The following is a 24,580-nucleotide window of genomic DNA, read 5'->3' on the forward strand; positions in this document are numbered from 1 at the left end:
TCGATTAAACATTTTAAATCAGCCGTCCTAAGTGAGTTGAAAATATAGCCTTTCTTGCCCGTAATTCAGCCCTCTTGAGCGAACGAAGTGAGCGAAAAGGGAACCGTCCTCCCGAGACGGGACTCGGGTGACGGGACTCGGGGCAGAAAGACTAATAAAGGAGTAAAAGTTCAAATTGATACAAACCCCATTAAAAAATCGATAAAAGGTAATAATATGGTTTCAAAGGACCTTCCCTTCACGAAAGAGGAAATTCTGGAAATAATAAAAAAGTATCCCACCCCGTTTCATATCTACGATGAAAAAGCCATTCTGGAAAATGCAGAGAGAATGAAGGCAGCCTTCAAGGAAGTACCTGGATTTAAAGAGTTCTTTGCAGTAAAAGCCCTTCCAAATCCCTTTATTCTCAAAATTCTCAAAGATGTGGGCTTCGGTGCGGATTGTAGCTCTTTGCCGGAGTTAATTCTTGCCGAAAAAGCAGGAATGAACGGGGAAGACATAATGTTCAGCTCAAACGATACCCCCTCTGAAGAGTTCTTAAAGGCAAAAGAGCTTGGAGCATACATAAACCTTGATGACATAAGCCATATTGACTACCTTGAAAAGTATGCCGGACTTCCAGAAATTGTTTGTTTCAGATATAATCCTGGCCCCCTTAAAGAAGGAAATGCCATTATAGGAAAGCCGGAAGAGGCAAAGTACGGCTTCACTAGAGACCAGCTTTTTGAAGGTTATCGCATACTCAGGGACAAGGGAGTAAAGCGTTTTGGAATGCACACAATGGTGGCCTCGAATGAACTAAATGCTGATTACTTTGTGGAAACCGCAAGAATTCTCTTCGAGCTTATAGTTGAAATCTCAAAAGAACTCAACATAAAGTTCGAATTTGTTAACCTCGGCGGAGGCATAGGCATACCCTACAGGCCTGAAGAGGAGCCTGTCTCCTTCGAAGCCGTGGCAAAAGGAGTCAAAGAAGCTTATGAAGCCACAATAACAGCCAACGGGCTTTACCCGCTCAAAGTTTTCCTAGAATGCGGCCGTGTAATCACAGGTCCCTATGGCTACCTGATTTCCCAGGTTAGGCATCTCAAGCATACCTACAAAGACTATGTTGGGATGGACTCCTGTATGGCAAACCTGATGCGGCCGGGCATTTACGGGGCTTATCACCATATAACCGTGCTCGGAAAGGATAACGAAGCCCCTGCCCGTAAATATGACGTAACCGGCTCCCTCTGCGAAAACAATGACAAGTTTGCTATCGACAGACCTCTTCCGGAAATTGAAATAGGAGATATCCTTGTAATCCACGATACAGGAGCTCACGGGCACGCCATGGGCTTCAATTATAATGGAAAATTACGTTCTGCCGAACTCCTTCTTAGAAAGGACGGAAGTGTTGTGCAGATCCGGAGAGCCGAGACAATTGAGGATTACTTTGCAACCCTCGATTTTGAAGCCTTGAAGGATTTCAAGTAAGAAAATTCTTCAGCAAAAATCGGAAAATATTCCGAAAGAGAATTAACTAAAGAACTAAAGACAGGTGGGTAGCAGGTAAGTTTCATTACGGGATTCCGCTATTGGATCTCACTGCCGCACCTGAATTAACCCTTATTACAACCCTTACTTACACGAGTATTTAGGACTTATGCACTTGAAGTACAAAACCAATCGTAACAGATGTTGTGGTCAAATTCGCGTTTTAGACAGTAGAAGATTTTGATGTTATTGATTTCTCTGTTCAACTGCTTAAGTCCTATTCCCTATAAATCTAGAAAGTCAAAAAATATGATCATCATACTTCAGAGAAGTCATCTCCATACTGTCTGCACTCCTGCGCACTTATCATCCCACAACTCAAAAGGCTCAGTGATTCAAATATACCTTCACCTACACTTATTCCTTTTAGAGCGCACTTCTTCACCAAAAGGTCGTAAAGGACTTCATTTTCGTTTTTAATAAAGTCACACATTTCCGAAATAAATTCATCCGTTACAAGTGGCTCTTTTTTGTTTACCCAATTATCAATTGACTCAATCAGATATTGGCGCATAGATTTATTCTTGCCAAGATCCATAAGATTCATAAAGGCACATTCATCTATGCTTAGAACCCACTTACCAAGTTTATACTTAAACATATCTCCATTATTGTCTTCCAAACATACCCCTCCACAATAATTGAATTCTCATAATAACTAGAGAATTCATGATATTTAACTCATCATAGGGCATAAGCTGACTGGTATTTAACTATGCACAATAGCCTACTATGATAGAATTTATCTTTGGACAGTTAAAGGTTTAACTGAACCAGCAGCAAGAGATTGCGAGTTTTACTTTTCGCAAAATTATTTGGATACTGAGAACAATATATTAATGATTAAATATGACTCCTGAAGAAGCTGCTAAAAGAAAAGAAGAATGGGTCTCAAAGATGAAGCGCGAAGGTAAAATGAAAGAGGATATGACCGAAGACCACAAGGCCTGCCTTAATGCCCTGCAGAACCCTGTACGGAGAAACATCCTCAAAGCCCTGGTAAAGCAGAAAAAATCGCTGGAAGAAATTAAGACAGAACTCAAGCTCACAGATTCTCAGGCGAGTTACAACCTTATTATGCTAGAAAGTACTCTATGTATTGAAAAAGAGGAAAGTGAAGGTGTATATTATATCCTGACTCCTAGAGGAAAAGGATATATGGAAAATGTGGAAATGAAAAAGTAAAGGTACTTGGACTCAGTAAAAGTACACGGACTCAGCAGATAAATTTGGCAGATATTCCGAATCATTTTTTGCACATTTTTTTGCATTCTTATTCTCTGGAATCTTGAATCTTTGAATTTATCTGTTTTAAAAGGGCAAGGGGAGATTCAGAATCAGAATCATTAGTCTGATTGAGTTCTCCCGGACGTAAAAAATCGACGGTTTAAACAACCTTAAATATCCTCATATTTTTTCAGAATATCCTCAAAGGAATCCACGACAGCTTCAAGTTTTTCTCTACCAAGCCCGAAAGTGCTAAGTTTGAAATATTTGGTGAGCCCTGACTTAATGCCGTGAACATTGCGGGCTTTGAGCTCCTTGTAGAGGAAGTATCTTCCGTTCTTGACCTTCTCGGAAATCTCATAGAAACGAGGGGCTTCGAAGAACATAAGGTCATGAGAATGGGGTTTTTGCCCACGCTGGATAAAGCCCATTTCTTCTAGCCTTGCCGAAAACCAGCGGGTGTTTTCGACTTCCTGGTCCCAGTTTCTAACACGCTTTACAACATCCGGGAAGGATGCAATAAGGGTCATAACTGTAGCGCCCCTTGCAGTGCACCCCAGAAGTTCAACTTCTTTTACCTTGCTGTGTTTGGATTTTCTGAACACAATAGGAGCATATTCTTCACTTACCCCGAGCACTCCGACAGGCCCTGACGCAGCCATCGATTTATGCCCGCTGCCTACAATAAAGTCGGCACCTATTTCTTTTGCAGATACCGGCATTCTTCCGACTGCGTATGCGCCATTCAGAAGGAGGGGGACATCGTATTCATGGCAGACCGACGCTATCTTTCCTGCATCTGGCAGGTTTCCATAGCTTCCGTCAGGATATGTTACAAGTGCAAGCGCAGGCGGTTTTCCACTTTCCTTTGTAACCTCTTCGATTGCTGTGGCATACCCTTCAGGGTCAAGGTAATAATCGGGGCTGCCTGAATGCGGTACGGTTTTGATATTCAAGCCGGCTCTTTCGGCTGCAACATATGAAGAGTAATGGGCAAGCCCGTCAAGCACAATCCAGTCACCCGGCTTTCCAATAGAATGCATGACAGCAAACTTGGACTCCCGAGCCCCATTTGTAACCCTTGCTTCATCACAGCCAAGAAACTCTGGAAGGGCGTTATGTACGAAATCATAAATTGGAGGTTTTTTTATTTGGTCCAGAACTCCTCCGCAAAAATCGCATACAGAGTACCCGTCTCCCCATTCTACAAGAGCCTGTTTTGCAGCCTCGGTCAAACATCCGCCTGTTTGAAGAGGATCGATGTTTATGCTGCCAAGGGTCTCTCTTTTTATAAAACCGAACTTCTGAAGGGATGAGTCATCAAGTTTCATTTTATTTCATACCTCAAGTTATCTTTCATACATCAGTATTAGTTACAGATTAACCTCAACATTAGTTACAGATTAGTTTATAATTTTTAACTTGCAAATGCAGGAAATAATCTTTGAAATAAAAAAATCTGAATTATTCAATCCAGTTTAATGCTTTTACCCTAATTCCGCGTTAAGATTTTTTATTTACTCTGGATACGCATAGATTCATAAAAAAGTATTCCAAAATCTATGATATTTGAAGATAGCAAAGGCTCCTTAATAAATATCAAGAGCCCCCTGCTGGAAAGATTCCGGATTTACCGGAAAAAGAAAGCAAAACGCCTTTAAAAAGACGTTATGCGACCATTTTTCAGCTATTTCAAGCGTTTACTGCCTTGTTAAATACATCAGTAAACTCGTCGCACTGAGCAATTATTTTCGAAGCAGCGTCCTTTAAGACCTCAATAGGGTTTGTACCATCGGTTTTGATGTAAAGGATCGGGTCACTGATACTTACGTATTTCATATCATAGAAGGCAATCTCAACCCTTTCGTCTTTAATCAGAAGATCCTTGAGCAGATTTAGAAGGGTATGTGTCTCGCCTTTGAACTCGACTTCAAGCTCATTGTCTGTTTTGGAAAGAATATTCAGTTGCATTGGTGACCACCTGTAAATGGTAAGTAATGTAATCTACTGATAATTTACTGTGCAGAAGTCCATGCCTGTAGGAGAAAGAAATTACTGGATCCCTTTCCCGTACTCGGTTGAGATTTTGCGAGTTTCGGTCATATTGCATACAGGACATTTAAGCTTTTTCCCTTCGAGCACAAGTTCTCCTCTGCAATTTGAACAGTAAGCTTTTACAACTCCAAGGGAATCTTCAGCTGTTGTCAGGCGCATTCTTTCAGTATCAATAACCCTGGCCCTGATTATATCAAAGTGCCTGAACTCATCTGAAAGTCTCTTAACGTAAGAGTCCCGCACATTTGACACGTGGACGTCTCCAGACCGCACATTGACAATTTCCCTGTCTTCTTTGCCTTCTATTCTTGCAACTTCTACCATTGCTCCGGATTCGCGCACGTCAGTTATCTTTCCATAGACAATATCCCCTACTTTAAGAATATTCGGAGTTATCGTGCTTGGCCTGACCGAGACTACTCTTGCTTTCCTATCAATAATTACTATTCCGGTAGCTGTAGAGTAAATATCTCCGGCAGACACTGTTGTTCCTTCCCCGGACTTGAACTCCTCAGTCGTTCCAACAAGCTCTCCAGGAAGCACAAAATCACCTTTCTCAAGTTCTTCTTCTGGAGTCTCGACTTCGTAAGGAGTCCTGGATTCAGGCATGTCCGACCTTTCCCTTGAGCCTTTTTTCTGATAAGGGAACCTTCTTTTTTTGCCCTGGTCTCCCCTGAACTGGTCCTTTGACTGCTCCCTGGACTGCCCTTTAAACTGGTCTCTGGGATGTCCCCTGAATCGTTCTCTTGATTGGCTCTTATATTGATCCCTAGACTGTTCCCTCGGTTGACTTTTAACAGCCTGTTCCCTGGGCTGGGCCTTAAACTGATCTCTTGACTGACCTTTGAATTGATCCCTGCTTTCTGAAGCAATTTGAGTCACCTTTTCGGCAACTGGCTTTCCTTCACTCGGGCCAGTCAATTTTTTTCTTGTAGTTTTACTTTTTCGAATTCTAATCATGATCCCTCATTTGGACTATCTTTAGTAGTCGATATAAATCGTAATCACAGCAACTATCAATGATATGGAATACTGTAGCCATTCAATAAGATACTGTAGCTATTCAATATGATATTAACACACTCAATTGACAGATAACTAACCTCAATAGATGAGATAGATTATCACATTTGTATTATCTGTCACTTTTGCCTCTATTGACGCACCGTATGGTTTGGTAAAACACAGGCATACTAATTGTAATCAGTGTTATAGTTCGCCTTTAGAGGTAAAATCCTGACACTGTCTCTATAAAGTCTGATACCTTATAACAGTACCTGCGTCTGAATTATTCAGAGACCTTAATCCTGTAGATCTCTACTTCAATAACCTCTCGTTCTTTTTTATGGAAATTGAAGGTTCGTTTTATAGGGAATTTCGCAACGTAGGAGTGTGTAATGATTGCAGGCTTAATGAACTTTTGGATAAAAGCAAGGCTTCCGCGGTTGTGAATTGAATATATCACTTCACTTGTTCTTAACGCTGACGAAAGGAAAGGCCTGTCCCTGCCTTTCACTCTTGCCCCGAAAGGTGGATTCATAACCGTCGTTTTTACATGCCCTTTAACGTCGGCAATGTCTGATAATACGAACTCGACCTCTACTCCAAGTTTTTGGGCATTTTTTTGTGCGGTCTCAAGTGCTTTTGAATCCGTATCATACCCCACAACCGTTCTGGCTCCTAGAAGCTTCGCCCCTATTGCAAGGATTCCAGTACCGCAGCCCAGATCCTGCACCGATTCATCAAGATCTCCCTGCATATAAGCAAAGTGAAGAATTTCCGCAGCTAGAAGAGGAGGTGTCTGGTACTGCTCCAGCTCAAGTTCAGGATTGGAGAAGTTTTCCAATTCTTCAAGCAGCATCTCAAGTTTTCTCTGTTTCATTTCCTCGACTTAAATTCCCTATTTATATATATTTTAATTCTTTATTTATATATTTTGATTTGGCATCTAGATCTAAACTTATTACCTGGACATTTCCAACCGTAAAAAATTACACTGGTTCTTCGGTAATTTCGTCCAGCACAAGCTTTTCCCAGTCTCTTTCTCCAAGCACGATCTCAAACTCCTGAGGAGTAAGCATAGGAGAGGGAAAACGCCCAACTTCATCGATTGCAAGCCTAGGGCAGGCAGTATTCACGAAAGCATCTACCTTGAACTGAAGAAGCTGATCTGGAGTTACAAGATCAATCAGAATAAGGTATGCCTCTTTTCCGTGCTTTTTTGCAAGCGCTTTCAAGGAGAAAGCCAGATTCATTCTTTCCTGCCCGTTTTTGCTTGAGACGATTATCCCAAAAACTTCCGCATCCAGGGACTTTGCAATTACTGCACTCCGCTGGCGAAGGATTCTTGAAGGATCTACCTCGCGAACTTCTCCGGAAAAAGGATCAGCTGCAAGAACCCGCTTTTTTGTGGAAAGGGATACTCCTAAAGGATGAAAATCTCCGCTTCCGATATACAGGTATTCGTCACAGACCTCAGCCCTTGCTACCGAAAAATTGCAGCCGAGTACCTGGCCTGGATATGCAAGCCTAGAATCCCCATGCCCGATTACGCAGGTCTTTCCATTTGCCTCCAAGACAGTGCAGGCTTCAGGGAGTTTATGGACATGCTGAACCGTAGTAATCAGCCCTATAATCTGCCCTTTAAGTTCAGATGCTGCCTTTTCAACAACCGGCCGAATGTCAACTGCAGAACGCGTTTCTATGAAATAGACCTTTTCGGAAAGCTTCGTATCCTCAAGCTCAGCGTGCCCGAAGTGGAAAAGAATATCAACCTTTTCGAGCAGGGTTTTATCTAAATCGCACGCCCCAAAACATGGGTCTCCGGAAATGATAATCTCAGCCCCGGTAGCTTTTTCAACTATTTTTGCGAGCTCCGGACTTTTTCTTTTAAGCCCCTCAGGAAACTGAAAGCCTACGGTTTTTGCGCCCAGTTTATCTATTACACTGATAATATATTCAGGCCTTAAGTCAAAAGCGTCACTCATTCCCAAAGACATTCTTGATCTCCACACCTTTCTCGCTCACGTCGATAGTAACGAGAATTTTGGGCTCAACTCCGAGCTCCTTTATTTGTAAATAGCCGTCCCCTCTTCCGATAACAGAAATTACATCCAGAATTTCCACACCCATAGTTTTTAGGGCTTTTACGAGTGATATCAGAGTTCCGCCAGTACTGATGACATCATCCACGATAATTACTCTGTCCCCTTTCTTGAGCCCGTTTATGTAGAGAGCTCCTTTCGAGTACCCTGTACTCTGAGACAGTTCCACTTCTCCTTCAAGGAAATAAGGCCGCTTTCGAATAATAGTCAAAGGAATTCCTGTTTTCAGAGAAAGGGCATTTGCTACAGGAATACCCATAGCTTCTATAGTAAGAATAGTGTCAACTTTTTTAATATCGGTAATCTGGAGAATATATTCGGCGATCTCTTCAACCATATGGGGGTCTATGGATGGTACACCATCAGAGATAGGATGGATAAAGTAATTATATTCTCCTCGCTTGATCACAGGAGAATTAATGAGTGAGGTTTTTAGTTTTTCAAGCATGGTATTAACTCTTTTTTGGCCGTTGCGATATTTCCTGTAAGTAGTATTCCAGAGAATATTATTCTATCGTGTTTTAAGCAAATTGTTTTCCTGGAGCAGGTTAAAAACATAAAGGTTGAGGAGCTACATGACGAACCAACTTTAGGGAAAGTTCAAAGTACTTGATATAATTTTGGGATCATGCAGAGTGTCCGAAGCCCAGAAATAAACACCTACAGAGTATACTACACATTATTATACTCACGCATTACTATATCGACCACAATGCGAACACACCTGGGAAACCTTTCATAATAACACTATCGTGTCGCTCCCAGCATAACTGTTTATGTCTCAAGGCTCCAAGTTGATCGATATCTTTTTTAGCCCGATCACTGAGCCAGATTTCTGCGCCTTTGATGGACCCAACCACGCGGGAGGCAAAGTTCACAGTATCACCGAACACGTCGCCTTTCTCTACTGTCATAGATCCAATATGAATACCTGCACGGATTTTGACCAATGGATGGCCCGTATTCCCCTGTAATTCCCTCGCGTAGTCCAGAGCTTGGTCCACAGACTTAAAAGCCGCCATGAAACTGTCACCCATAGTTTTAATTTCTCGACCTTTGAACTTGTAAATCAGCCTTCGGCTTTGAGTAAAGTGAGCACTCCTTACTTTGTCCATAGCTTCATCCTTAATTTCGTCTCCTAGCACCGTTGAGTTAACAACATCGGTAAACACAACAGCCAACGTAACTCGATCGCCTCCAGCCCACTCTTGGAAATTCCCCGTACTCGTCTCACCTTTGGCCGACATGACGAATACATCGAAATCCCTATGGCGGTCAGCAGATTTGTCCATAGCTTCGACTTCTGACCGGAAATTAATACGTTCCTTTGGATCGGCCAGTGATACTGTCCCTCCACAGGGACAGCCGAATGTCATAATTCCTTTGTTATGGAGTCTCTTTACATAGTAGTCTGGCACTGGATCTCCACATTCTGGACACACGAAGAAATGCAAGAGTTCCACGGTTCCATCCAATGCTCTACGTTTTGTATGAGTCAGGACAAACTCCTCAAAATGGAATCGAGTCTCTGGACTAGCCTGCTCATCGAAGAAAAGAGTCAAGCGACCACGTGCCTCGTCAAATTCGTGCAGGTAGAGACCACACTTACCACCCGCCTCGGCGGTAAAGACAGCAGCGTTTCGCCACATCTTCCCCCTCTCGATAATAAATAATTCACTATGGCTCAGCCTCACTGCCAGAGTTGAGTAAAGGCTCTGGACTGGGCCATCGAAGGTGATAGAAACCTCCGAGCCTTTTGGCTCGGGTGCATCTTCATAGTCGCGATTAAACTGTGATGGAAAAACAAGATAACGACCGTCATTCGCATTTTCCCATAGCGCCAAGTCATGACAAATTAGTTCCTCCACTGTAGCGTGCAACAGTAATTGCTCTTTGCCAGGGCCCTTAACTTTTTGCTCATCAGGAACAAAGAACTTACCAGCTAAGACGACTTCTTCAGCTATTGAACCAAGACCTTCAGGCTCCCCCTTGGCCTGGTTGACCATTGCGGAAGCATAGGCGTCTAACAATTCTGGCTGGAGTAAAATATAACCTCCAAAACTCAGTTGACGGATCAAGTCACGGTTTTCGAGCCTCCCAACGCATATGTTAAATTGATCTCGGAGATCGGTCACCTTCTCAGTCTTGTCAGGATGATCGTGGGCAAAATCTATATAAAGTTCATTCAGTGACGCCAAAAGCCGACCTGTTTTCTTTACTTCCAGCAAGTATGACTTAATATCGGCAAACAATTGTGAAGATGAAACCTCCGGCAAATCTTCCCAAATAATCGCCTGCTCGATCGCTGCTCGTAATTCTTTGACATTCCAACCTTCCTTGGCGCTGGTCTTGAAATAACCATCAAAATTAAATTCCTTGAGGATTGACTTCAGTCGATCCTCACTAATAGACACACCTCCGCGATCATTACGAGCGGAAACTAGAAACTTTTTCATGGAATCTCTCGAAGTTCCCTGGCGCTGTTGTGCCACGCGCAAGGCGCGCTCCCAGTGCCGGACACCTGCCAGAGGGTCAATTTCGCTACGGGCATCGAACACCACGAGTGCCACAGCCACCTCGTTAAGGTGTAATTGGTGGATAATACGATAGCCTGGCTGTCCGGCCAGATCCCACAACAACGCCTCGCGGGTCTGTGTAATGTTGCTGCCGACTTTTACCTCTTGCGAATCAAGTGTCCATACATGTCTTCCAGGAGTAGAATCTGTAGCCTCAAAAGGCTGGTTGTTAAGAACCAAGCTAAGGCCGGTTTTACCCACTCCCGTATCACCTACCAACACTATCTTGGCATTGATGTAATGGGCGCTAGGCTCTGAAACTTGACCAAGCAAAATATTGGGATCCAGTTCCCATATGTGAATAACTCGATCATTTTTTATCTCTGGAGTATTGGAGTCAGACCCAACCGTGGCTAGAAGAGGCAGATGTGGGTGGAAAGCAAGGCTTGGAAATCTTTCGTACCTATTGACCGATCGGCCAGGAATTATTCCAAGACATTCCCCTGTATCTACGCTCCATAGGCGGCTCTCGGCATCATCACCCATGGAAGCAAGAATTCGCCCATCACCCAGAAAAGCGACACATCTAACATGACCAGTATGTCCCTCGAGCGAACGTTGCAATCGCCCGCTGTCCCATTCCCAAAGTCTCAGTACCTTATCAAATCCTCCAGTTACCAAGGTACGATTTTGTAGGTCAATTGCTATACTGACGACCCAGTTCTGATGCGCCTCAAACTTACGGATCAGCTTCATATTACTAACTTCCCACTGGATAACTGAGCCAATACTTCCGACTGCTAGCTTTTTGCCCGCGGAATCAAATGCAACAACTAAAGCCGAGTTGGGGCTACCATCAAGTCTATCTAGCAGATCGCCACTTTCTGCCAACCATAGATTTACTAGACCAAGATCGTCACCTCCGGCCAGTATCTTCCCCGTAGGATCAAACGCCACGCTGTAAACCCTGTAGTGTCCATCTCTTTTCATTTTACGTATGAGCTTGCCAGTTGCAGACTTCCACAGATTGACTGTATTATCGCTACCACTAGCTAAGGTCCTGCCCGTCGGATCAAAGGCGACACTATAGACCTTGCCTCTATGTCCTCTAAGTATCCTTAGGCACTGACCAGTCTCGGTATCCCACAACCGGATTGTTTTATCCTCAGATGGCGATGCTAATATCTTCCCATTCGGCGACCACGCAATACGTCCAATAAAGCCAGTGTGCCCCCGCAGCGTGCTTACAAGCTTCACGCCCAGCGGAAGGTTTTTTCGTATTTCTTCGTCGGCGAGTTGCCATTTCTCAATAAAGTGATCATCCATGCGCATAGGATTTGTTTGCTCTTTATTAAAATTTTCTAAATTTACTGAAGTTGTTATATATTAAGTAATTTATATATAAACAAATACAAATAAATTAAAAATATGTTCTGGCAAAAATAAAAACGTTTAAACATTAATATAAAAAGTGATTGGTATTAAACGTGAAAAAGTAAGGTAAAATTAAAGAGTAGCTGAATAATTACGGAAGATCAAATGAACTCAGGAAAAGCCAATGGAAAAAATAAAAAAGGAAGAGAAAGAGGAAAATATTAGGATTACTGGAATCCTCAAATATATCTGATTAAACCTTTTATGCGGGTTTAGGTCCGTTAGTTAAGTTGCCTGTTCCATCAGCTCCAATTTTCAAGAGATTAGTATGACCTGGAGGATCAAGCAGCCCTAGGACTACATAAGGGTTATTATTCGCCTGTTTCATTTCAGCCAGGGTATCGGCATCAATGTCAAAAACTGCAATTACCGAAACAAGTCCTTCTGTATCCCAGTTTTCCTTATCCATAAGCCAGAGATCGGCTAAATACTTCGAGACCCATCCTGGATCATCGGCTTTTGCACCGGAGTTCACATTGACAACGTCAAAATTAAATCCTAGGACTACTGCTTTCATAGTTCCGGCATTTTTATCTGTGACCACGAAAATACCTGCAGGAGAACCTCCAAGAGCTTCTTTTTCGTCATCCGTCAATGAAGATACCCAGAGACCTCCTTTGCCCGGAGTCGCGTCCCAACGCTTTACGAAAACGTCTTCTTTGCACCAGTTAGGGCAGGAGAAAACCGTATAACTTACGCCTTCCTCAAGAGGGTAGTTTTCTTCCATCCAGTTTGCAAGCACGTGACCGCTCGAAACTCCCGGACAGAAATGATTGTGCAGCTCAAGGCACTGCATAAGCTCATAATCGAGCTTTCCGGTAGACCAGCCATTCGAAATTGTAAGAATGGCAAATTCGCGCCCGTCAAATACTGTTGCATTTACCTTTTCATTCCATGCAGCTCTCGATTTCGGAGTTTTCGAAAGTGTATCAAAGTTTATATTTTCCGTCACCTTATAACTGATTTCGCTTTTGTTTTCATAAGAGACCTCGATATAAGTACAGTTCCCGCTGCATTTATCGAAGAACGCAAACCATAAAGGACTATTCCTTGAGTTCTGGACAACAAGGAGATTTTTTGTGTACAGAAGATCTCTCTCATAAAACTCTGAATAGAATTCATCCAGGAAAGTATAAGACTCTGCAGGAGAGCCTATATCCGTAATAATAAGTGTATTTTCTGGTCCAACAGCTCCAAGATCTGCTTCGGCTGCAGCAAAGACCTGAGTCATTAAGCCACAATTATCAACATCGGCTGCCGCCCCTGGAATAGGACCAAGGGAAAGAATGAGGGCTGTCAGGAAGACAAGATAAATGACTTTCGCTTTGATTCTCTTTATATTCATCACGCCTTCTCCTATCATGATTTTTCCTCCACTAATCATTAAACCGATTTATTCATTATCTAACCGTAAAAATAGCACTTACTCGAAAATAGTGCTTAATTGGTAAGATAAAGGTCAAACTTAGTAAGTAGTAATATTACAAAGTATAATAAAAGTATTAAATAAAACTTTTGGATTTTGTTAACATTGTGAATATAAAAATGCTATGCGCGAAGTGAAAAGGTGAAAGAAAAAATAAATAGAGAATAGGATGGGATAAAATCAAAATCAATTAGCCTTTATAAAATTATATTGAATACAAAATAAAATAAACGTGGGAAATTATTAGTAAATTAAAATTATATAGGTATAAATGTAAATAAAATGAATTTGTCTTTTTTTTGAAATCAAGACATGATATATAATAGGGGAGTTGGAAATATAGTGGAGGAAATGACATCTAGAGAAAGAGTTCTTGCAATGCTCAACGGAGAACCTGTGGATAGAATTCCGGTAATTTCAGGATCTGCAATGGTAGTAGAATACATACAAAAGAGTGGAGTAACGTGGCCTGAATATCACAGGAATGCTGAAATGATGGTAAGTGTTGCAAGCCTGATGCATACGGATGCAGGGATTGATAATATTGTTGTGCCCTTTGGCATGTTTATAGAATCTATTGCCCTTGGACTTGAAGTTAACATGGGAGCAATTGATATACAGCCTTCAGTCAGAAGTGCCTTTGAAAAACCTGAAGATGTAAATTATGAACACTTTCTTGAAGACAGATATGTCCAGACTACAATTGAAGCCATAAAACTTGCAAAAGAAAAATTTCCTGATGCAGCAATTTGCTCTTTTCTTGTAGCTCCTGTCACTTTAGCGGGAAATCTTATGGGAGTAGAAAAACTTCCTGTGCTCAGTCTAAAATGCTTGAAACAGGAAAAGAAGATGAAAGAAATACAGGAATGGATCTCTACCGCCCTCCAGATAAACAAAATTTATGCGAGGGCCTGTATCAAGGCAGGAGCAGATGTGCTTTATTACTCAGATGCCTCTGCGTCTCCTAGTCTTGTTATGCCACAGTTTTATTACAACGCGGCAGTTCCTGCGACAAAGGAACTTGGAGATTTCATCCATTCTCTGGGGTGTCCCTGGGAACTGCATATCTGTGGGCAAACACTGCCAATTATTGAGGGTATGGCCTCCACTGGAGCAAACTGTCTCAGTATAGAGCAGGCAGTCAAGATGAATGAAGCAACAAAACTTGCAGGTAAAGTACCAGTGGTTGGGAACGTGACCCCACTTCTTATGATTGAAGGTACAGAAGAACAGATCACAGGAGCAGTTAGGAAAGCCCTTGATGGTGGAGCAAAGGGAAGTATGCTTGGTTGTGGAACTCCCCCTCTCAGCACTTCTGACAGGCTTAAAATGTGGGTCAGAGCCGCAAAAGAGTGGTCAATCGAGAACCTGTAAACTGGTCAGAAGAATTTGACATTTGGTAACAGATTCATTAGAATAATTAGCATACCTGAACCTCCAAGTTTAATAGGAGCTTGGAGGTTCAGGACACCTGCTCTTCCGTTCTATATAACTCGACGATAATTAATTTTATATTTTATAGTTTATATAGCGGATCAAAAAGTAAAAACTTGATTATTTAAAATTTTATTTCTTTGGAACTCATGTCCCTAATTGTCAATCAACTATTATCAATAACTTTTGTCAATCAAGTTTTTGACCTCAAAATTTTGGCATAAGCTAGAAAAAGAGATTAGTGAAAATTAAGGACAGACAATAGTATCAAACAGCCCTACTACTAATTCTGCCAGTTCCTTGCTTTTTTCAGTTGAAGTCATCAGGGTGTCAGCACGGGTAGCATGGCATCCAATTTTCTCAAATGCGAATTCATCCGCCTGATCTCGTTCATCGAAAACAAAGACATCCAAGAAATCCTGATAATATTCCGCAACCCCCATTGAAGAGACCTCAAGCCCCGACGCCTGCATCAATTTTCCGGCAGGCCCGCTTACAGGGGCATTGCCAATTATTGGACTGATTGCCACGACTTTTTTCTTTTGCAGCAGATTTTTCATGCCTGGAAGAGAAATGATAGGCCCTATACTCGTAATAGGGTTACTTGGACCTATTAGGACGTTATCGTCATTTTCCAGGGCTTCGAGCACCTTTGGAGAAATTGAAGCTTCGGAAATTCCCGTTATGTTAACATCCAACACTTCGGGTTCTCCATGCTTTCCGATCCAGAAATCCTGAAAATGCAGAATCGCTTCAGGGGTTTCTATATAAGTGGAAACAGGATCATCAGACATGGGCAGAATCTTTGCATCAATTCCGAAAAGGGAAGCAAGCTCTAAAGTCGCGTCTGTAAGAGAGATTCCACTTCGTATAAAATTAGAGCGGATGATATGGGTTGCTCTGTCACAGTCCCCAAGCTTCATGCTCTCCGTGACACCCAGTTTCTGCATACGCTCATAAGTCAGAAATGTGTCGTCTTTTATGCCCCACCATCTATTCCGATCGATCTGACCTGATAACAGATAGAGCACTGTATCCAAGTCAGGACAAATCAGATTTCCCGAAACCCAGAGGTCTTCGGCAGTATTTACAACAACGGTCAGTTCCTCCGTTGGGAGGATCTCCTTGAGGCCATCAAGGAGTTTTGGAGTTCCGGTGCCGCCTGAAAATATAATCATGATAATACCTTTTCCGGCTTTCTATTAAACTTTCGGGTAACGGTATTTCTGCAAAATCTACAGTACCTGAGTAATAGTAACAACAATATATAATGAGATCTGTCTAAAGAATAATGAAGGTTGTCCTTGATCCTGTACACGGTTATATAGAGCTGGACGACTTAGCTCAGGATCTTCTTTCCATCCCTCAGATGCAGCGCCTAAGAAGGGTCAGACAGCTTGGGTTTTCAAACCTCGTTTACCCTGGAGCTAATCATTCTCGTTTTGAACACTCGCTTGGAACAATGCATCTTGCCTCCATGCTAACTAGAAGTCTCGATTCGATTGAAGAAGATAGGAAAACCGAAATAAAAGCTGCTGCTCTTCTGCACGATGTAGGGCACGGACCTTTTTCTCATGTTACCGAGAATGTTATAGACAAATACACGCGGCGCAGGCACGATGATGTAAAAGAAATCCTGGGAAAGGGAGAAATAAAGGAAGTTTTGAGCAAATATGGAATTTCTCCAGGAAACCTTGTAAAGCACATAAAAGGAGAAACCTCTCTGGGGCAGATCCTTAGCAGCGAGATTGACGTGGATCGAATGGACTATCTTGTTCGAGACGCCCATTACACAGGCGTAGCCTTCGGGGTCGTAGATTACAACCGCCTGATAAATCAGATGAATTTTTATGAGGATAGACTCGTTGTAGACTACGGAGGATTGAAAGCTGCCGAATCTCTACTGGTCTCACGTTTCTGGATGAACGCGTCTGTATACTATCATCACGTAACCAGGATCTCGGAAGCTATGTGTTCCAGATCGGTGGAGTACATGATAGAAAATAATGAGCTTGATCCGTTCAAGCTCAGGCAGATGGATGATATAGACCTTGTTGCGTCCATGAGAAAAGCAACCGGATACGCAGGAGAACTTTCACGGCTGCTGGATGCCCGTAAACTCTATAAGCGGGCACTATACGTAGGCCTGGTAGATGTAGGAAAAGCCGTACTCAGACATCGCGACCGGATACGAAGGGTAGAAAAAGAGATTGCAGAGCTAGCAGGAATTGATCCTGAGTATGTGCTTGTAGATATTCCGAAGATGCCTGAAATGGTGGAAATGCAGGCAATGATAAAGACTGATCACAAAATGATCCCTCTTAATGAAGCTTCCCATTTTGTATCTATCCTGCAGGAAGCTCATATGGATAACTGGAGAATGGGGGTATATAGTCCGAAAGAGCACTGTGAGGCTGTAGGAAAAGCCGCCAGAGATTATTTTGAGGTTAAAAAGCCCATAAAACAGTTTAAACTAAGTGATCTCTGAAGGTAGAATAAAAGAAAAATAGAATTTAAAAAAGGAACTTTAAGGGCAGAGGTAGGAATTTGTTCCAGATTAAACGAAAAGTGGGAAAAATCAAAATTGTACTTGAGGTAAAAAAGGTCGGAGAAGATTACCTGCTGACCCTTACAGGTGGAGAAGAACATGTGGGAGCTGTTGCCGTAGGGCTTTTTGACGAAAAAAGTCAGAGAGCAAGTTCATCGGTAATAACAATGTCCGGTCATCGAGAAGAATATCTTGCCCTTGATGGGGCAAGGAAGGTAAGCAAGGCCACAAGGAGGACTTCGGTATTTGTTGCCGGAATACACCAGGATAATATAAGCTCTGAAGAAATAAGGGATATAGTCTCAACTGCAGGAGAAATGGTGGAAAGCTTCATTGCCTTTTACGAAAAAGGAAACGAACTGGAAGGGCAAGATAAAGATTTGAAATAATTGACGGCAGGATAAAATGGAGATAACGGTAGGAATCAGCGGAGCCTCAGGGGTTCAGTATGGAATTCGCCTTCTTGAAGTACTGGCGGAAAGAGGAATTAAAACCCATCTGGTTTTGACGGATGCCGCAAGCCAGATTATTGGGATCGAAACGGATTACACGCCAGAGGCAGTGGAAAAACTTGCAACCTGGAGCTATGCCCAGAAGGATTTTTCAGCGCCAATTGCCAGCGGCTCTTATAGGACAAACGGAATGGTTATCGCTCCTTGCAGCATGAAAACCCTTGCAGCCGTAGCAAATGGGCTATCCGATACTCTCCTTACGAGAGCTGCAGATGTCTGCCTCAAAGAGGAGAGAAAACTTATACTGATGACCCGGGAAACTCCGCTTAGCCTTATACACATTGAAAATATGCTTCGGGCTAAAAAAGCAGGAGCGAGTATTCTTCCAGCCTGTCCGGGCTTCTATTCGCGACCTAAAACCCTTGAAGACCTGATAGATATCATGGTAGGAAGGGCACTCGACCTGCTCGGGATAGAAAACGAGATCTATCACCGCTGGAAACAATGAAAAGAACCTCATAGAATCAGGGAAAAATTAGGAATTCCAGAAAGATAAGTCAGAAGAAATTTTGATTTTCCGAAGAAAATTTTTGAGAGATCGTGTCACAGGCCTATGTTCTAACGAAAGCTATATAAAGGATAATCTCCTTTGAGAGGAAGTACCCCTTGGGATAGTAGGGTAGCTTGGTCCATCCTCGAGCGTTTGGGACGCTTGGACCGCGGTTCAAATCCGCGCTATCCCATTTACATATTTTTCTAATGTATTTATTCTGTATCTAGGTTAGAATTATTATTTTCGAACTCTGAGATTTTTTCCTTCTCTCTCGCTATCATTTATAAGTACTTGATTATTGATCAAATGACACATGACTATGTTTTCCATTAGGAGATAGGCATCTAGTTTTAGATTTTCTTTGACATGAAAATGCCTGTAAATGTTTTCACTTATTTGTGCTTGTTACTCGAAGAATACCATGCTCATTTTTCATAATTTATCCATCCCACTTTTCACAGTAAATATTCGTTTTCGAAAACGTTGCAGATTTAGGTATCCAGAGAAGAATCCAAAACATTCCCAAACATTAAAAAAATTTTTATACATAAACATACTAAATATATTAAGAAATTGGAGGAAAGAAAAGTGAATTTTTTGGAGAAAATGGATATTTTCTGGTACCAGTTGGGTAAATTAATCAAATTATCAGTATGCATATTTCTTCTGCTAATTTTAGTTTGGACACTGTCTAGAATAATGGAAAGCATCCTCCAGTAATGAATAGTATTTAGCCTAATGGCTTTCAGCCACAATTTCACTTAAATATCAGAACCAGACCCTCCTCAGCTTAGCGAAGTTTTCACATAGCTCAAACCAAACCAAAAATCCACAACAGTGAGAATCACATCATAAAATCCAGAGTACTCCAAAAGGCCATATTTGCTTTGTTTTACTAGATTTGAAAGCTGCCTTTATTGCAAGCTTTCAGTAACTTACTTTCAGGGCTCATTTTCTACAAATTTCTTTTTTGAAGTTTCCGTTTAACTGAATATCTGTAATATAAAAATTATACTTCAAAGAAAATATAGAATAAGATAAATAATTGATTGAGCATATTTAGTAACAGATTATGAAAAACATTTATAGCGATGTACATATAATATAAATTTGAGCTGTATAAATTACGATGTTGTATAAGTAGGGGAAAAACGGGGATAAAATAAATTAATTTGTACTCGGGTAAAAAATTTTTACCTTAAAACGGGTACTCAAAAACAATACATTTTGAATATTTAAATTATGATTTAGAGAAAACCGCTGTACAAGTAATACACTTTTGGCATTTTGTATTAACCGAAGAAAAAAGAGAAATTTTGTTGTTAAGAGGGTTTTAGCCTGGCAAATTATCGGGAAGACAGCAGGTTCTCTTGGTTATTTTTTATGAACCTAATATAAGGAAGGCAAATAATCTTTCGCTAGCAGGAGAAAATTCTCCGGTTGAGGTTTATGAAAATAATAATACCTGTACTTTATGAAAGTGAGGTAATATCGTGAAAATTAGTCCAAGAGTGGTATATCTGTTAATAGTCTTTAATTTTCTGATGATTATGACATCAAACGTAACAGTTGCGGATACCCTGGAAGCTGGGAAATTAACAAAGGTAGCCTCCAATGTTGCGTCTGATTCAAATCCAGTTTGGTCTCCAGATGGGAAAGAAATCCTTTTCTCACGGGAAGATGGGCTGTATAAGGTATTTTTAGGTGGTTCGGGAGAAAAGAAGCTTACCTCTACAATGGGAGATAATTTTACTTCCTGTTATGCATGGTCTCCAGATGGAAGCAAAATTTCGTATATTGAAAACAGATACGATGACACTAATGGGCCGACGAGTGATTTATGGGTAATGAATGCAGACGGGACAGGAAAAACCCAATTGCTCGACACAGCGTGGTATAAATATTATTATATATACACCTGGTATCCCACAGGTTCAAAAATACTCTACGCTGAGATTTATGAAGAGATTGGGGGCTCCTATTGGGAAATGGATTCCGATGGATTCGATAAACATACCCTTGGGAACATAGGTATTGCTAGCAGTATTGCCCTATCACCCGATGCATCAAAAATAGCAGTTTGTACGCATGGGCCGGCTGACATTGACTATTATATTGATAGTGGAAAGATAGGTAAAGATTTGACCAGGTCTCAACCTGGATTAATTGCTCATCAAACTCAATCCAAGCAGTCACAGATATGGTCTCCAGATGGTTCAAAAATAGTATACTATGCAGGGGAAGGTGAATCCTATTATGAGGGTGGAAACTCGGAGATATATACGATAAAAGCTGACGGGACCGGAAAAACTCAAATTACCTCAGACTCGGCAAATGCTAATTCTCCTATATTCTCACCGGATGGAAGTAAAATCGTATTTGTATCGAATAAGGCTGGCAGTAAAGACATATGGATTATGAACGCCGACGGAAAAAATAAAGCGCAGCTAACATCAGATTCAGCATCGGATTCGTTTCCGGTATGGAGCCCAGATGGCAAAAAAATTGCTTTTTGGTCTGATAGAGAAGGAAAAAATAGTATATACATTATGCCAATAGAAAACGAAAACTCGCCAATTGCTGCCTTCTCTGCATCTCCAACTTCAGAAAACGCACCGCTGAAAGTTAGTTTTACTGACAAAAGCACAGGAGCACCCACCTCATGGAAATGGAGCTTTGGAGATGGAAAATCTTCAACATCCAAGAGTCCTGCATATACCTACAGTAAAGCCGGAAATTACACTGTCAGTTTAACGGTAAAGAATGCAGCCGGAACAAATACCAAAACAATAGAGAATTATATAACTGTAAAAGCAGCTCCACAAAAACCGGTTGCTGCTTTCTCTGCAGCGCCTACCTCCGGAAATGCTCCACTGAAAGTAACATTTACTGACAAGAGTACAGGCTCACCTACATCATGGAAATGGACTTTTGGAGACGGAACAACTTCAACAGTTAAGAATCCTGTACATACATACAGCAAGGCAGGAAAATATACTGTCAGCTTAACAGTAAAGAACGCTGTCGGAACAAACACCAAAACAATAAATAACTATATTATCACAACCGCTTTGAAAGCTCCAGTTGCTGCTTTTTCTGCTGCTCCGACCTCCGGAAAAGCCCCACTGAAAGTGCAGTTTACCGACAAGAGCACAGGATCACCAACTTCGTGGAAATGGAACTTTGGGGATGGCACATATTCAACAGCCAGAAGTCCTGCGCACACATACAGCAAGGCAGGAAAATACACTGTCAGCTTAACAGTGAAGAATGCTAAAGGCAGTAATACTAAAACTATTTCTGGCTATATCATAGCCTCTAAAAACAAATAACTAAGATTAAAAAAACGAAAGGGTAAATTTCAAAGGATAAAGAAGGAGTAGTAATCAAATTTGGAAAAAATTTCAGGTTATCTAAAACAGTTAGATAACCATTTTTTGAAGAGTGTTTATGCTCCGGCACATAGATTCCTCGTGATTTGGAAGATAAGTGAACTGCAGAAAAACACCCTTGGATTTCCTTTCTCCACTCTTTCTCACACTTTCCTTTATTATGAGATATAAATAATTAAAGTAAGATGATTATGAAGTTTTTGTATAATTAAACTTGAGTGGTTACCAAGCTCGAATAATCAAATAAAGAATGGGTAAAATATGAATAATTAAGAGATCAAAAATATATAAGAGGAATAAGTATTTTATATTAATCCAAAAAATACAATTATTCTCCTTATTACATATTTTTTTATTAACAGATAAGAAATATTATATCCCGAGTTATCTAAGTAAACAGTAGAGTATATTTTCAGTAAGGTCCAAGTCTAAATCTAAATCTAAATCTAAATCTATCCAATTATCGGACTCGAGATAAGCGAAAGCATCTTAAAAATTGAAGTATGTATTGACTATACATTCGACACATAAAATAAAAATATTGATATTATAATTTTTTTTATATTCTGTTTCAATAGTTTATCTCTGTTTTTTATATTATAAAGCAGTTTTTTATAGTCTAGTCTGGCTAATGAATTTATTTTTGTGGCGTCTCTTCTTGATTATACCTTATAATAAAGCACTAAATGTATAAGTTCAGAAGTATTTTATATCTGGACACCAATCATTAAATGATTTCTGTATCTGTAAAAAAGTTGAGTGCCTGCAGATTAGTCTTAAAACATCATTAACCGGACAAAGGCTCGGTATTATAATACTTTTGATTGCAGGCTCTGGAAACATAAGTGGTTGGTTACAGAAAGCCATATCCCATAGTGAAATAGGAATGAATATTGGAAAGGAGTGTGAATAGGTGGAAAAAAGTCGAAAGCTTTTAAAAAAAACGGTTTCTAAACTATTATTTACTATCTGTACATCATTGTTGTTGATATCGCTGTTTTCATTTACTGCGTTAGCTGGAGATGTAGATTTAAACCAGGAGGCAAATTCTGATAAAATATCAGCAAGTTTGTCTTCAAAAATTACTAAAATTCCAGAGACTGAGCAAATTCCTGTAATTATAATGTTATCAGATCAGAATATCGCATTTAAGACTGCTGCTGGGAAATCTCAAATTGAGAATAATCAGAAAGATCTGATAAAATATCTCGAGAGTGAGAAATCAAAAAACCATGTACAAAAAATAAAATCTATTAAGATTATTAACGCTGTTGCAGCTAGGGTAACACCGGGAGTTTTAGCTTCTCTTGCCGGGAGACCCGACGTTCGGAAGATTGAACTTGATGAAGTTGTTTCTATAGTAGAACATGCCGAGACATCCTCCGAAAAAATAGAGGCAGCGACTACCCAGCAGATAAAGGCATCTACAAATGCGTGGGGAGTAGACAAAATCGAAGCACCTGCAGTCTGGCAGCGGGGTATAACTGGAGAAGGGATAACCGTTGCTGTTATAGATACGGGAATTGACGCAACACATCCTGACCTTAACGACCTTGACGACAATCCCAATACAAACGATCCGAAAGTTGTAGGCTGGGTTGACTACGTAAACTCGAGGTCGTCTCCATATGATGATAATGGGCATGGTACTCATGTATCCGGGACCATTTCAGGAACCGGTGCTAACGGTGTGCAAACCGGAGTTGCACCAGGTACAAAGCTGATTGAAGCAAAAGTATTCGATGGATACGGTTCTGGATATTTATCTGATTGTATTCTTGGCTTTGAGTGGGCAGTTGCTAATAATGCCCGTATTATAAGTTTTAGCGGTGGATCATCAGCACATAGTTCGGCGTTTACGACTACAATAAACAATGTTGTTACAGCAGGTATAGTTCCTATCATAGCGGCTGGTAATAACGGCGAGTATGGATCTGGCTCAATCACGTGCCCCGGTGATGAACTTAATTCGTGTACTGTTGGTGCAACAGATTCTTCCGATGTAATAGCATATTTCAGCGGTCGGGGTCCTGTTACTCTTGATGGGCAGACATACATTAAACCCGATGTATCTGCGCCCGGAGTAGATGTCACTTCAACACTTCCAGGTGGCGGATATGCAGACTGGTCCGGAACTTCCATGGCAACACCGCATGTTTCCGGCGCTGCAGCATTAATTCTGGAAAAGAGCCCGACTATGAAGCCTTCTGCGGTAAAGCAGAAATTAGAAAGTACAGCAGTAGATCTTGGATCGGCAAGAAAGGATAATGATTATGGTTCAGGCCGGATCGATGCATATGATGCAGTATTCGGCGGAGTACCTGTTGCAAACTTTTCTGCAAAACCTACCGAAGGGAAAGCACCATTAACGGTTGCCTTTACTGACAAAAGTACAGGAAACCCCACGTCATGGAAATGGAGTTTTGGAGACGGGACATCTTCAACCCAGCAGAATCCAACGCATAAGTATTCTAAAGTAGGGAGATATACTGTTAAACTTACAGTAACAAATGGTGGAGGCAGTAACACATCAACAAAAACAAATTATATAAAAGCGGTAACAAAGCCGGTTGCTGCATTTTCTGCGACACCCACCTCAGGAAAAGCGCCATTAACGGTTGCCTTTACTGACAAAAGTACAGGAATACCAACTAAATGGAAATGGACTTTTGGAGACGGAGCATCTTCAACAGAACAGAATCCAAAACATCAGTATTTACAGGAAGGAAAATATAAGGTTGCACTTACAGTAATCAATGTGGCAGGCAACAATACGACAACAAAAGCAAATTACATAAATGTGACAACAAATACCAGGCCAGGTATATACTCTCAAAACAAATAAGTCCTAAATCGAAAAATGATAAAAATATCAAGGCTAAAGGGTAGTGGGGGAATTA

General features: G+C 41.1%; 18 protein-coding genes and 1 tRNA gene. 9 read left to right on the forward strand and 10 right to left on the reverse strand.

Going from position 1 to position 24,580, the window contains the following annotated elements; translation table 11 throughout:
- Positions 1–216 precede the first annotated feature (216 nt).
- Complete coding sequence (locus tag BP549_RS03370; RefSeq protein WP_292378220.1) at positions 217–1,479, forward strand: diaminopimelate decarboxylase family protein; 1,263 nt, start codon at positions 217–219, stop codon at positions 1,477–1,479.
- 316 nt (positions 1,480–1,795) lie between these two features.
- Here BP549_RS03370 and BP549_RS03375 read toward each other — a convergent pair whose 3' ends face one another.
- On the reverse strand, positions 1,796–2,161 hold the full coding sequence (locus tag BP549_RS03375; protein WP_292378115.1) for a hypothetical protein: 366 nt from the start codon (positions 2,159–2,161) through the stop codon (positions 1,796–1,798).
- Between the two features lie 227 nt (positions 2,162–2,388).
- On the opposite strand from BP549_RS03375, the gene BP549_RS03380 reads away from it, so the two are divergent.
- Positions 2,389–2,724, forward strand: coding sequence for a winged helix-turn-helix domain-containing protein (locus BP549_RS03380; protein ID WP_292378116.1), 336 nt, complete (start codon positions 2,389–2,391; stop codon positions 2,722–2,724).
- A 212-nt stretch (positions 2,725–2,936) separates the two neighbouring features.
- Here the strand turns inward: BP549_RS03380 and pscS are convergent, their stop codons facing one another.
- The 8 genes from pscS to BP549_RS03420 form a co-directional block, all read right to left on the reverse strand.
- Complete coding sequence (pscS, locus tag BP549_RS03385; RefSeq protein ID WP_292378119.1) at positions 2,937–4,097, reverse strand: O-phospho-L-seryl-tRNA:Cys-tRNA synthase; 1,161 nt, start codon at positions 4,095–4,097, stop codon at positions 2,937–2,939.
- Between the two features lie 361 nt (positions 4,098–4,458).
- Entirely contained in the window at positions 4,459–4,737 is a 279-nt protein-coding gene (locus BP549_RS03390; protein WP_292371820.1) for a DNA-directed RNA polymerase subunit L, read from the reverse strand.
- Positions 4,738–4,818: 81 nt separating this feature from the next.
- Positions 4,819–5,781, reverse strand: a complete 963-nt coding sequence (locus BP549_RS03395; protein WP_292371822.1) for an exosome complex RNA-binding protein Csl4 — start codon at positions 5,779–5,781, stop codon at positions 4,819–4,821.
- 328 nt (positions 5,782–6,109) lie between these two features.
- Entirely contained in the window at positions 6,110–6,703 is a 594-nt protein-coding gene (locus BP549_RS03400) for an METTL5 family protein (protein WP_292371824.1), read from the reverse strand.
- Between the two features lie 109 nt (positions 6,704–6,812).
- A complete protein-coding gene (dph2, locus tag BP549_RS03405) occupies positions 6,813–7,820 on the reverse strand; it encodes a diphthamide biosynthesis enzyme Dph2 (RefSeq protein WP_292378122.1) in 1,008 nt (335 codons plus the stop codon).
- Complete coding sequence (hpt, locus tag BP549_RS03410; RefSeq protein ID WP_292378124.1) at positions 7,801–8,373, reverse strand: hypoxanthine/guanine phosphoribosyltransferase; 573 nt, start codon at positions 8,371–8,373, stop codon at positions 7,801–7,803. The genes dph2 and hpt overlap by 20 nt, the downstream gene beginning before the upstream one ends.
- A 250-nt stretch (positions 8,374–8,623) precedes the next feature.
- Positions 8,624–11,767, reverse strand: coding sequence for an adenylate/guanylate cyclase domain-containing protein (locus BP549_RS03415; protein WP_292378125.1), 3,144 nt, complete (start codon positions 11,765–11,767; stop codon positions 8,624–8,626).
- Positions 11,768–12,077: 310 nt separating this feature from the next.
- Positions 12,078–13,238, reverse strand: a complete 1,161-nt coding sequence (locus tag BP549_RS03420; protein WP_292378127.1) for an FmdE family protein — start codon at positions 13,236–13,238, stop codon at positions 12,078–12,080.
- 414 nt (positions 13,239–13,652) lie between these two features.
- Between BP549_RS03420 and BP549_RS03425 the strand changes: the two genes are divergently transcribed.
- Positions 13,653–14,675 (forward strand): uroporphyrinogen decarboxylase family protein, encoded by a 1,023-nt coding sequence (locus BP549_RS03425; RefSeq protein ID WP_292378130.1) that lies wholly within the window; start codon positions 13,653–13,655, stop codon positions 14,673–14,675.
- 308 nt (positions 14,676–14,983) lie between these two features.
- On the opposite strand, the gene cofD is transcribed toward BP549_RS03425, so the two are convergent.
- A complete protein-coding gene (gene cofD / locus BP549_RS03430) occupies positions 14,984–15,913 on the reverse strand; it encodes a 2-phospho-L-lactate transferase (protein ID WP_292371834.1) in 930 nt (309 codons plus the stop codon).
- A gap of 113 nt (positions 15,914–16,026) precedes the next feature.
- On the opposite strand from cofD, the gene BP549_RS03435 reads away from it, so the two are divergent.
- The 6 genes from BP549_RS03435 (at position 16,027) to BP549_RS03460 (ending at position 24,525) form a co-directional block, all read left to right on the forward strand.
- Positions 16,027–17,223 (forward strand): HD domain-containing protein, encoded by a 1,197-nt coding sequence (locus BP549_RS03435; protein ID WP_292378131.1) that lies wholly within the window; start codon positions 16,027–16,029, stop codon positions 17,221–17,223.
- A 59-nt stretch (positions 17,224–17,282) separates the two neighbouring features.
- A complete protein-coding gene (locus tag BP549_RS03440; RefSeq protein WP_292378133.1) occupies positions 17,283–17,672 on the forward strand; it encodes a hypothetical protein in 390 nt (129 codons plus the stop codon).
- A 16-nt stretch (positions 17,673–17,688) separates the two neighbouring features.
- Positions 17,689–18,243, forward strand: a complete 555-nt coding sequence (locus BP549_RS03445; protein WP_292378135.1) for a UbiX family flavin prenyltransferase — start codon at positions 17,689–17,691, stop codon at positions 18,241–18,243.
- Positions 18,244–18,403: 160 nt separating this feature from the next.
- Positions 18,404–18,478, forward strand: a tRNA-Pro gene (locus tag BP549_RS03450).
- A gap of 1,303 nt (positions 18,479–19,781) precedes the next feature.
- Positions 19,782–21,620 (forward strand): PKD domain-containing protein, encoded by a 1,839-nt coding sequence (locus BP549_RS03455; protein WP_292378136.1) that lies wholly within the window; start codon positions 19,782–19,784, stop codon positions 21,618–21,620.
- Positions 21,621–22,803: 1,183 nt separating this feature from the next.
- On the forward strand, positions 22,804–24,525 hold the full coding sequence (locus tag BP549_RS03460; protein WP_292378138.1) for a S8 family serine peptidase: 1,722 nt from the start codon (positions 22,804–22,806) through the stop codon (positions 24,523–24,525).
- The last annotated feature ends 55 nt before the right edge of the window (positions 24,526–24,580 follow it).

Origin of the sequence: Methanosarcina sp. UBA289, from assembly GCA_002496565.1 — an archaeon.
Classification (GTDB): Archaea; Halobacteriota; Methanosarcinia; order Methanosarcinales; family Methanosarcinaceae; genus Methanosarcina.

Bases quoted from the DNA above. Each gene is read 5' to 3' on its own strand.
- BP549_RS03415 (WP_292378125.1), bottom strand. From the start codon at position 11,767: ATGGATGATCACTTTATTGAGAAATGGCAACTCGCCGACGAAGAAATA.
- BP549_RS03380 (WP_292378116.1), top strand. From the start codon at position 2,389: ATGACTCCTGAAGAAGCTGCTAAAAGAAAAGAAGAATGGGTCTCAAAG.
- BP549_RS03425 (WP_292378130.1), top strand. From the start codon at position 13,653: ATGACATCTAGAGAAAGAGTTCTTGCAATGCTCAACGGAGAACCTGTG.
- BP549_RS03400 (WP_292371824.1), bottom strand. From the start codon at position 6,703: ATGAAACAGAGAAAACTTGAGATGCTGCTTGAAGAATTGGAAAACTTC.
- dph2 (WP_292378122.1), bottom strand. From the start codon at position 7,820: ATGTCTTTGGGAATGAGTGACGCTTTTGACTTAAGGCCTGAATATATT.
- BP549_RS03370 (WP_292378220.1), top strand. From the start codon at position 217: ATGGTTTCAAAGGACCTTCCCTTCACGAAAGAGGAAATTCTGGAAATA.
- BP549_RS03460 (WP_292378138.1), top strand. From the start codon at position 22,804: ATGTTATCAGATCAGAATATCGCATTTAAGACTGCTGCTGGGAAATCT.
- BP549_RS03435 (WP_292378131.1), top strand. From the start codon at position 16,027: ATGAAGGTTGTCCTTGATCCTGTACACGGTTATATAGAGCTGGACGAC.
- hpt (WP_292378124.1), bottom strand. From the start codon at position 8,373: ATGCTTGAAAAACTAAAAACCTCACTCATTAATTCTCCTGTGATCAAG.
- BP549_RS03420 (WP_292378127.1), bottom strand. From the start codon at position 13,238: ATGATAGGAGAAGGCGTGATGAATATAAAGAGAATCAAAGCGAAAGTC.
- BP549_RS03395 (WP_292371822.1), bottom strand. From the start codon at position 5,781: ATGATTAGAATTCGAAAAAGTAAAACTACAAGAAAAAAATTGACTGGC.
- pscS (WP_292378119.1), bottom strand. From the start codon at position 4,097: ATGAAACTTGATGACTCATCCCTTCAGAAGTTCGGTTTTATAAAAAGA.
- BP549_RS03390 (WP_292371820.1), bottom strand. From the start codon at position 4,737: ATGCAACTGAATATTCTTTCCAAAACAGACAATGAGCTTGAAGTCGAG.
- BP549_RS03445 (WP_292378135.1), top strand. From the start codon at position 17,689: ATGGAGATAACGGTAGGAATCAGCGGAGCCTCAGGGGTTCAGTATGGA.
- cofD (WP_292371834.1), bottom strand. From the start codon at position 15,913: ATGATTATATTTTCAGGCGGCACCGGAACTCCAAAACTCCTTGATGGC.